Source organism: Ruegeria sp. AA6 (assembly GCF_056542865.1).
Genome location: NZ_JBQGAN010000053.1, coordinates 1 through 9075, shown reverse-complemented (window position 1 = coordinate 9075; position 9075 = coordinate 1). Strand labels below are relative to the sequence as shown.

Genomic DNA, 9075 nt, shown 5'->3' with positions numbered 1-9075 from the left:
GCTTCGGCTTCGGCTTCGGCTTCGGCTTCGGCTTCGGCTTCGGCTTCGGCTTCGGCTTCGGCTTCGGCTTCGGCTTCGGCTTCGGCTTCGGAAAGGCTCTCATCTACTGGATCGGAAGCGTCAACAGTAGTTTCTTCGGGCTTGGCGACATCGTCCTGCGCCGACTCTGCCTTTGTATCGGGCAGGTCAACAGGTGCTTCATCCGGTGTTGATGCCGGGGTGATCAGATCTTCCGACTTGGGGTCTTCCACCGGCTTTTGATCGGTTTTCTTCTTACGAGCCACCGCAACTTCCCCTTATCGAATCCAAAATCTCATGAATAACAGGCCACTCTAAGTTAATCGGTGGTCTCGTCACCCTCAACCCGCATCGCATGTTTCACAAGCTTTTTAACGGCTTTCCCCATTTTCTTTGGGGTCGGCTCTTTGGCGATCTTCAATCGCGCATAGTCCAAGGAATAAAGGGGTTCGGCGGTCGCTTCGCTAATCGCGGCCAGCCACAAAGGGGCTAATCCAGCCCAAATATCGGCAAATTGTCGCGCCGTCCTGGGCGAAAAAAGGGGCGCAATTACCGGAACTTTTCCGTTGGCAGCTTGCTCCGCCTCGGGTGTTAGCGGCAACAGGTGTTGTTGGTAGACAGCCTGTTCACGCACGGTCAAACCCGACTCGGTCAGGCGGGTGGCTACATTGCCGCGGCTGTGTTCTCCACGCAGGTGCAACAGCGGACTGTCGGGCCGGTGTTTGATCAAGTTGGCCACCAGTTCCTCGGCAGTCGCGCCAACCATCTGCGCATCCCAACCCGCGCCCTTGGCTGTACCGGTGGTGGCAGGGCCGACGCAAAAGGCGGGCATATCCCGCGACAACCCCTGAGAAATCGCAGCGTTTACACCGTTGGCCGAGGTAAAGATCAACCCCCGCACGTCGTTGGTATCCACGCTGATCGGTAAAGGCTTGATTTCCAGGATCGGGGAATAGATGACCTCAACCCGGGATCTGGTGCGGGTTGGCAACTGCGCAACGAACCTTTCAGAGGCTGCGCGCGGGCGGGTCATCAGCAAATACAATGGTCGGCGCCCTCGGCCTTGGGATTGTTTGCGTCCGCGCAGGGTGATACCCCGCTTGGCAATCATGGTGTAACGGATCAGGCCAATGGTGCAAACACTTACCGTCCTCGGAATGGAAAGCAGCTGTGATGACACGGCCGCTGCGGTCGTGCGCCAGACCGACGGGTCCGGGGCCGAAGTATTGTCGTCCATCGTGCATGGCCAGACCGAATTGCACAGCGCATTTGGCGGCGTGGTACCCGAAATTGCCGCGCGGGCTCATGCAGAAAAGTTGGATATTTGCATCGTGCAGGCGTTGCAGGCCGCTGGCCTGTCCCTATCCGATATGGATGCCATCGCTGTTACCGCCGGACCGGGGCTGATCGGTGGCGTCATGTCCGGGGTCATGTGCGCCAAAGGGCTGAGCGCTGCGACCGGCCTGCCTCTGATCGGAGTGAACCACTTGGCCGGCCATGCGCTGACGCCTCGCCTGACTGACGGAATCACCTTTCCCTATCTGATGCTGTTGGTTTCGGGCGGTCATTGCCAATATTTGATCGCCCATGGGCCCGAACAATTCACCCGTCTGGGCGGCACCATCGACGACGCTCCGGGTGAGGCGTTCGACAAAACTGCCCGCTTGCTGGGCCTGCCGCAACCCGGCGGTCCCTCGGTCGAGGCTGAGGCGCAATCTGGCGATCCCAAGCGATTCCGCTTTCCCCGGCCTCTGCTGGATCGACCGGGATGTGATTTGTCTTTCTCGGGGCTCAAGACCGCGCTGATGCGGATGCGGGACCAAATTGTCGCCGAAAAAGGCGGGCTGACCCGCCAGGACCGCGCCAATCTGTGCGCCGGATTCCAGCAGGCCATCGTAGACACGCTGGCCGAGAAAACCCGCCGTGCGATTGATCGCTATCTGGAAGAAAACCCATCTGATCCGGTAATCGCCGTAGCAGGGGGCGTAGCCGCAAATTCGGCCATTCGATCCGCATTAGAGACTGTATGCGACGAGAAAGGCGCCCGTTTTATCGCACCACCTCTGGCCCTATGTACCGACAACGCCGCCATGATCGCCTATGCAGGGATGGAGCGGTTTCGCACCGGTGCGCGCGACGGACTGGACCTGACCGCCCGTCCCCGCTGGCCTCTGGACCAGACCAGCCCTGCTATGCTGGGCAGCGGTAAGAAAGGGGCCAAGGCATGAGTGTTTCCGTCCTTGGATCTGGTGCGTTTGGTACGGCTCTGGCGATTTCGCTGGCTGGTAAGGGGCTAGTAACATTGTGGTCGCGAAGTGCTGAACAGGCCCAGCACATGCAGGGCAGCCGTGAAAATTCTGCGCGATTGCCGAATGTGACCTTGCCGGATGAAATCTCGGTAACGGCGGACATTCTGACCGCTGCAACCGCCGACGTGCTGTTGCTGGCTGTACCTATGCAGAAACTGCGGGCCGCACTGACGGAACATGCCTCGGTCCTGGCTGGGAAGACGCTGGTGGCATGCTGCAAGGGGATCGAACTGACCTCGGGCCTCGGGCCGATTTCGGTGATCCAACAAACCATCCCCGACGCGCGCCCGGCTCTTCTGACCGGACCCAGCTTTGCCGACGACATCGCGCGCGGTCTGCCAACGGCGTTGACGTTAGCCTGCGAGGACGGTGAACAGAGCGAAACGCTGCAAACGGAACTGACGACCGCCAATCTGCGCCTCTATCGCACCACCGATGTGATCGGTGCAGAATTGGGAGGTGCGTTGAAAAACGTCATGGCCATTGGCTGCGGTGCTGCCATTGGGGCTGGGCTGGGCGATAGCGCCCGCGCCGCCCTGATGACGCGCGGCTTTGCCGAAATGCAGCGCTTTGCCCTGATGCGCGGCGCATGCACTGACACGTTAATGGGTCTGTCTGGGCTGGGCGATCTGGTGCTGACCTGCTCATCCGAACTGTCCAGAAACTACCGTTTTGGCCTGTGTTTGGGTCGAAATCAGCCATTTGACACTCAAACCACAGTCGAAGGCGTCGCCACCGCGCGCGCCATGGCGGAGATCGCCGCTGCCGAAGGTCTGGACATGCCCATCAGTGCCACGGTGGCCGACCTGAGCCACGGCACCTATAGTGTCACCCAGGCCATTCAAACCCTGCTCAACCGACCCCTCAAGGAGGAATAACATGCTCATCGCCCTGATCGCCAAGGACAAGGACGGCGCCCTGCAAACTCGGCTGGACAACCGCGCCGACCACCTGGCCTATATCGAGGAAACCGGCGTCGTCTCGCAAGCTGGTCCCTTGCTGGACGGTGACGCGATGATCGGCTCACTGGTCATTTTAGAGGTTGAGGATTTGGCCGCTGCACAAAACTGGGCCGACAATGATCCTTACGCCAAGGCGGGTCTGTTCCAGTCTGTTGACCTGATCCCCTGGAAGCGGGTGATCGGCTGATGGCGTATTGGCTGTTCAAATCCGAGCCCTCGACCTGGAGCTGGGACCAGCAGGTCGCCAAGGGTGAAACCGGCGAGGAATGGGACGGCGTGCGCAACTATCAGGCGCGCAATTTCATGCGTCAGATGCAAATCGGCGATCGCGGGTTCTTTTACCATTCTCAGAAGGACAAGGCGATCGTCGGCATTGTCGAGGTCTGTGCCGAAGCCCACCCCGACAGCACCACCGATGATGAACGCTGGGAGTGCGTGGACATAAAGGCGGTGCGACCCTTCGCAACTCCGGTCACGCTGGACCAGATCAAGGCGGACGAACGCCTGGATCAGATGGTGCTGGTGAAAAACTCGCGCCTGTCGGTACAGCCAGTCAGCGACGAAGAATGGCACGTAATCTGCGCACTGGGTCGGACACAACCCGATTGATCGCCAAAAAGGGAAGGCCCTGACGGATGCAGAACCTTCCCTACCCCCGCGTGCTCCCTACTCACCACACGCGTCTGGAAATCTTTGGCTCTGACCGTCCTAGTCACACTCTGACACTAGTCGAAACCCGGCGGCTTTTACAAACGCCAAGTGTTTAAAATTGAAAACGCCTGCCCGGGGCAGACGCATGGGAGCAATTAGTTGTAAACGGACTCTTTGCCGAAATGCTTGGTCAGCATGTAATAGACCACGGCGCGGTATTTGTTGCGCTCGGACATGCCATAGGTTTCCAGAACTTTGTTGATCCCTTCCAACAATTCGGGTCCGTCGGACAGGCCCAGTTTCTTGATAAGGAAGTTGGTCTTAACCGTCTCAAGCTCACCTTCTTGCGTGGCAGCCACTGTCGAGGCGTCGGCGTCATAGATCGCCGGACCACAGCCGATGGTGACTTTGGTCAGAAGATCCATATCCGCGTCCATACCGCATTTTTCTTTCAGATCTTCTGCATATTTGGCGATCAGTTCGTCGCGTTTTCCCATTGTCATCTCCTGGTTCGAAATTGGTTTCCGGCTATACCAGCGCCGTAGACACGGTAACGGCCCCCCATAATTGAACAAAGGGAAAAATCTTCAGCTTTCCCCCTAATACCTTGTTGTCTTCGATAGGCTTGATTTTAGCGTCGTATTATTTAACAATATTGTTAAATATAAAATGCCGCTTGGACTCAGGAGGTCACAATGCCCGTATCACTGCCAAATGAGAGCCCAGAATACAGAGCCGCCCGAAACACATTGCTGAGGGCGGAAGCCGATTTAAGATCCAGAGTTGAAGACCTAGCAAGCCTAAGGCGCAGCCTGCCCAAAGGTGGGGAAATCCCTGAAGATTATGCCTTCCGGTCAGAGCAGGGTGAGCCTGCACCACTGTCGTCTTTGTTTGGCTCTCATAGTACGCTGGCGATCTACTCGCTTATGTATGGCGAGAATGCAAAATTACCCTGCCCCATGTGCTCGGCGTTTCTGGACGGGTTGAATGGGCAAGTCGCACATATTTCGCAGAAAATTTCTTTTGCTGTCGTGGCACAGAACACCTCTGAAAAACTTTCAGAACTCAAAGCAAAGATGGAATGGAACGATCTGCCACTCTATTCCGCGCTTGGTACGGACTATCAGCGTGACTATCTGGCCCAGGCCGAGGATGGAAGCCAATTGCCGATCCTGAACGTCTTTCAACGTGATCAGGACAGTATCACTCATTTCTGGAGCTCTGAGCTGTTTTTCGAGCCCAGCGACTGGCATCCGCGGCATGTGGATGCGGCTTGGTCGTTGTGGAACATACTGGACTTCACGCCACAAGGCCGGGGGGATTTCATACCGACGATCCGTTGACGGCAAAAGAAAACGGCGGCCAATCGGCCGCCGTTTCGTTTCCGAGATTTACTGAAATCAGTAACGGTAATGCTCGGGCTTGTAGGGGCCTTCGGGTTTCACGCCGATATAGGCTGCCTGATCGCTGTCCATTTTGGTCAATTTCACGCCGATACGGTCCAGATGCAGGCGGGCCACTTTCTCATCCAGATGTTTGGGCAGGATGTAGACCTTGTTTTCGTACTGGTCACCCTTGGTGAACAGCTCGATCTGCGCCAGAACCTGGTTGGCAAATGAGGCCGACATCACGAAGGACGGGTGACCGGTAGCGTTGCCGAGGTTCAGCAGACGGCCTTCGGACAGCAGGATGATGCGGTTGCCCGAGGGCATCTCGATCATGTCCACCTGTTCCTTGATGTTGGTCCATTTATGGTTGCGCAGGTTGGCGACCTGAATTTCGTTGTCGAAGTGACCGATGTTGCCGACGATGGCCATGTCCTTCATCTCGCGCATATGCTCGATGCGGATCACGTCCTTGTTGCCCGTGGTGGTGATGAAGATGTCCGCGCTGGCGACTTCGTCTTCCAGCAGGGTCACTTCAAACCCGTCCATCGCAGCCTGCAGCGCGCAGATCGGGTCTACTTCGGTGACTTTCACACGGGCACCCGCGCCACGCAGCGATGCGGCCGAGCCTTTGCCAACGTCGCCATAACCGCAAACCACGGCAACCTTACCGGCCATCATGGTGTCGGTGGCGCGGCGGATACCGTCAACCAGCGATTCCTTACAGCCGTATTTGTTGTCGAATTTCGACTTGGTAACGCTGTCATTCACGTTGATCGCCGGGAACGGCAGGTGGCCATCTTTCACCAACTGGTACAGACGGTTCACGCCGGTGGTGGTTTCCTCGGACACGCCCTGAATCTGGTCGCGCATTTTGGTGAACCAACCCGGAGACGCAGCCATGCGCTTGGCGATCTGGGCCTTGATCACCTCTTCCTCTTCCGAGCCCGGAACAGGGATGATGTCTTCGCCTGCTTCGGCGCGGGCACCCAGCAGAATATACAGCGTCGCGTCGCCGCCATCGTCCAGGATCATGTTCGGGCCTTCGTCGAACAGGAAGGATTTGTCCAGATAATCCCAATGCTCTTCCAGCGTCTGACCTTTGATGGCGAAGACCGGAACACCAGCCTCGGCAATCGCAGCCGCCGCGTGGTCCTGTGTTGAGAAGATGTTGCACGACGCCCAGCGCACGTCCGCGCCCAACGCAACCAGCGTTTCGATCAGAACAGCGGTCTGGATGGTCATATGCAGCGAACCGACGATGCGCGCGCCTGACAGAGGCTTGCTCTCACCGTATTCTGCCCGCAGCGCCATCAGGCCCGGCATCTCGGTTTCAGCGATATCCAGTTCTTTGCGGCCGAATCCGGCCAGCGAAATGTCTTTTACGATATAGTCCCCGGCCATCAGGTGCTCCACTCCGGTAAATCACAGTCCGGGCTGCCCCTAGCACTCCTTGGGGCAGGTGGCAACGAACATGGCCGGAAACGGGGTATTCCGCCGCTAAAATCAGCTTGGCTCGCCCTTCAGTTTAATCTTTGGGGTTGCTTCAAAAAAATCGGTGCCAACGGCGACAATACAACTAATGCCGTTCGCGCGGGTCACCAGAACTGTATAGCTCCCGGTTTCCTTCGAGGTCCAAACCTCCATCACCGTCTGCGCACCGCGGGTTTTCTGCAATCCGCCAAAGGTCAGCTCTTCGGAATAGCTGTCCTGCAATTTGGCGATCACATGCTCTCGCTGTGCACAGCTTTGGGCAAAGGCAGGCGGGGCGGTCGCGGCCATCCCAAAGGCCAGTGTCAATCCAAACAGTCGCTTAAACATAGGTCGCTCCTTTCGATACGCGTTACGGTCCGAGAGGGGCACACTGGGAGGAGCATGCACCCCCCTCAGTACAAATGTCGGTATCACCACGCGCCAATTCAAAGCACGCTAGGTCAAGAAAAAGTTGGCAGCTGGTGATCTCGACGGGTACATCATAGCACAAAAACACAAAACTTACGTGTCCCACTTCACAAGGCATGGCAAAATGGCAACACAACCCAGAGCATGGCAAAGGATGCTGTCTGGCCGACGGCTGGATTTACTGGATCCGACCCCTGTGGACATAGAAATCGAAGATATCGCCCACGGATTGGCCTTTGTGGCCCGTTGGAACGGCCAAACGGCGGGTGATTTCTCTTATTCAGTGGCCGAACATTCCCTTCTGGTTGAAGAGCTTTTTGGTCGCATTGCACCGAAAGCGCCGGTCAAATGGAGGCTCGCGGCTTTGTTACATGATGCGCCGGAATATGTGATCGGAGATATGATTTCCCCTGTCAAAGCTGCCGTTGGCCCCGATTACGGCGCGCTGGATGACCGTCTGGCGGCGGCAATCCACATCCGCTTTGGCTTGCCCGCTGTAGTGCCGAAAACGGTGAAACGGCAAATCAAAAAAGCCGACAAGATCAGCGCTTGGATGGAGGCCACCCAGATTGCCGGTTTTTCCGAAACCGAGGCGACAAGGTTTTTTGGCCGACCGGACAAAGCAGTAATGGAGGGGTTGGAGATCACCTTACGCCCACCGCTTGAGGTTCGACGCGCATATATGGAGCGGCACGGCCAACTTCTCAGTCAGATGTGAGCTGTCGTCTTGAGGCACACAAAGGGTCCTGTGCAAACTTTGACCTTCGACCTTTGTGCTACTGCCCAATGAGCGGCGGAGGATTGGATTCGTTGCCGCTGTAGCAAGATCGAAACGAAGGCGACAAGCCGATCCATGAACACGCGGTGATCTGAATTTATAAGCCAGTACACGTCAAAAAAGTGCGCAAACAAAACGGCAGAAATGGTTCCCGGGCACACACGCAAGCAGGATGCAGCCGGCTGATCCTTTGTACCGAAAACGGGATGAATGCCATACGGTTTGAACACGTCGCCGGCTCAAGGCCTTCTTTCAGGACCTTTCACTGTAAAATTCCTTATTCGCAATTTGGTTGGCAATGCGCAGGACCCTATTGTCAGCTTGGATGGAAACAGAAAGCAATTTTCTTGGCAGACCCATAATGATCAATGCTGAAGCCGGCCATTCGTGTTGAGGCGAAGATTCTGGGGCTCAACCCGTTTCGCCAGATACAGGCCAAAACTGAGTTTTGCACCAATCCCACAAAAGCGTTGGCACCAATTTGTCAGGGCGGCCCTTCGGCGACGGGCTCGCCGCTGTCTTTCTAAACCTCGGTTTCTTATGCGGTGGCTTTGGGTGAGAGCATCCCAGTCATGGCTTAGAAATTCCCGACCACCGGAGACAGCCAGTATGCAAAGTTGAGCTGATGTGTGAGAGGTTTTCGAAAATGTCATCGGCAATGATTGGACCTTGTGAAATGATCACGAAAGCCCCACCGGCGTTCCAGAGGATCAATATCGGGAGCGCCGGTATCGATCGAATAGCTACTACTGGCGAATGTGAAGGTCTCGCGCAAGCCGACACCCTGGCAGAACATCGCGGTAATGCCACTCAATCCCGTCGCGGAAATGGCTGCTTTCCGACGAAATCACGCTGGAACCCGTTCTAAATCCATTCGGCGGGAACAAACGCCAGATCTCGCATGCGCGACGGCTGGACCCAAAGTTTGTAACCCATCCTCGCAAACTGAAACGCACGAGTAAGGCGTTAACCAAAAAAGGAAAAACGCCGCCCCTGTTGGGGCGGCGCTGATGTTTGGATTGAGGCGTGCTTATTCCGCGGCCTGCGTTGCGACGCCGTGCTTGTCGCGC

At 56.8% G+C, this 9075-nt stretch carries 10 protein-coding genes and 1 pseudogene; 6 read left to right on the top strand and 5 right to left on the bottom strand.

All coding sequences use genetic code 11. The features are described 5' to 3' along the window. Together ACR0LN_RS23555 and ACR0LN_RS23550 are read right to left on the bottom strand one after the other, a co-directional pair. A pseudogene (locus ACR0LN_RS23555) lies at positions 1-284 on the bottom strand (hypothetical protein); the annotation flags it as partial. A gap of 53 nt (positions 285-337) precedes the next feature. Next, positions 338-1051 (bottom strand): uroporphyrinogen-III synthase, encoded by a 714-nt coding sequence (locus ACR0LN_RS23550; protein WP_480433157.1) that lies wholly within the window; start codon positions 1049-1051, stop codon positions 338-340. A 97-nt stretch (positions 1052-1148) separates the two neighbouring features. Here ACR0LN_RS23550 and tsaD point away from each other — a divergent pair, with 97 nt between their 5' ends. From tsaD to ACR0LN_RS23530, 4 genes are read left to right on the top strand one after another with little or no spacing between them, the layout of a single operon-like run. Then, a complete protein-coding gene (gene tsaD, locus ACR0LN_RS23545; RefSeq protein WP_480433155.1) occupies positions 1149-2246 on the top strand; it encodes a tRNA (adenosine(37)-N6)-threonylcarbamoyltransferase complex transferase subunit TsaD in 1098 nt (365 codons plus the stop codon). Then, the gene (locus ACR0LN_RS23540; RefSeq protein ID WP_480433153.1) at positions 2243-3205 is read left to right on the top strand and encodes an NAD(P)H-dependent glycerol-3-phosphate dehydrogenase; all 963 of its coding nucleotides are present in this window, start codon (positions 2243-2245) and stop codon (positions 3203-3205) included. Before tsaD ends, ACR0LN_RS23540 begins: the two co-directional genes overlap by 4 nt. A gap of 1 nt (position 3206) precedes the next feature. After that, complete coding sequence (locus ACR0LN_RS23535) at positions 3207-3476, top strand: YciI family protein (protein ID WP_480433151.1); 270 nt, start codon at positions 3207-3209, stop codon at positions 3474-3476. After that, positions 3476-3898 carry an EVE domain-containing protein gene (locus ACR0LN_RS23530; RefSeq protein WP_480433150.1) on the top strand — a complete coding sequence of 141 codons (423 nt, stop codon included), beginning with the start codon at positions 3476-3478 and terminating at the stop codon, positions 3896-3898. The genes ACR0LN_RS23535 and ACR0LN_RS23530 overlap by 1 nt, the downstream gene beginning before the upstream one ends. A gap of 197 nt (positions 3899-4095) precedes the next feature. Here the strand turns inward: ACR0LN_RS23530 and ACR0LN_RS23525 are convergent, their stop codons facing one another. Then, the gene (locus tag ACR0LN_RS23525) at positions 4096-4437 is read right to left on the bottom strand and encodes a DUF2853 family protein (RefSeq protein ID WP_480433148.1); all 342 of its coding nucleotides are present in this window, start codon (positions 4435-4437) and stop codon (positions 4096-4098) included. A gap of 198 nt (positions 4438-4635) precedes the next feature. On the opposite strand from ACR0LN_RS23525, the gene ACR0LN_RS23520 reads away from it, so the two are divergent. Continuing rightward, positions 4636-5283, top strand: coding sequence for a DUF899 family protein (locus ACR0LN_RS23520; protein WP_480433147.1), 648 nt, complete (start codon positions 4636-4638; stop codon positions 5281-5283). 57 nt (positions 5284-5340) lie between these two features. Here the strand turns inward: ACR0LN_RS23520 and ahcY are convergent, their stop codons facing one another. Beyond that, on the bottom strand, positions 5341-6729 hold the full coding sequence (gene ahcY / locus ACR0LN_RS23515; RefSeq protein ID WP_480433146.1) for an adenosylhomocysteinase: 1389 nt from the start codon (positions 6727-6729) through the stop codon (positions 5341-5343). Between the two features lie 102 nt (positions 6730-6831). Beyond that, positions 6832-7146, bottom strand: a complete 315-nt coding sequence (locus ACR0LN_RS23510) for a hypothetical protein (RefSeq protein ID WP_480433144.1) — start codon at positions 7144-7146, stop codon at positions 6832-6834. Positions 7147-7351: 205 nt separating this feature from the next. On the opposite strand from ACR0LN_RS23510, the gene ACR0LN_RS23505 reads away from it, so the two are divergent. After that, on the top strand, positions 7352-7945 hold the full coding sequence (locus ACR0LN_RS23505) for an HD domain-containing protein (protein ID WP_480433143.1): 594 nt from the start codon (positions 7352-7354) through the stop codon (positions 7943-7945). Positions 7946-9075 lie beyond the last annotated feature (1130 nt).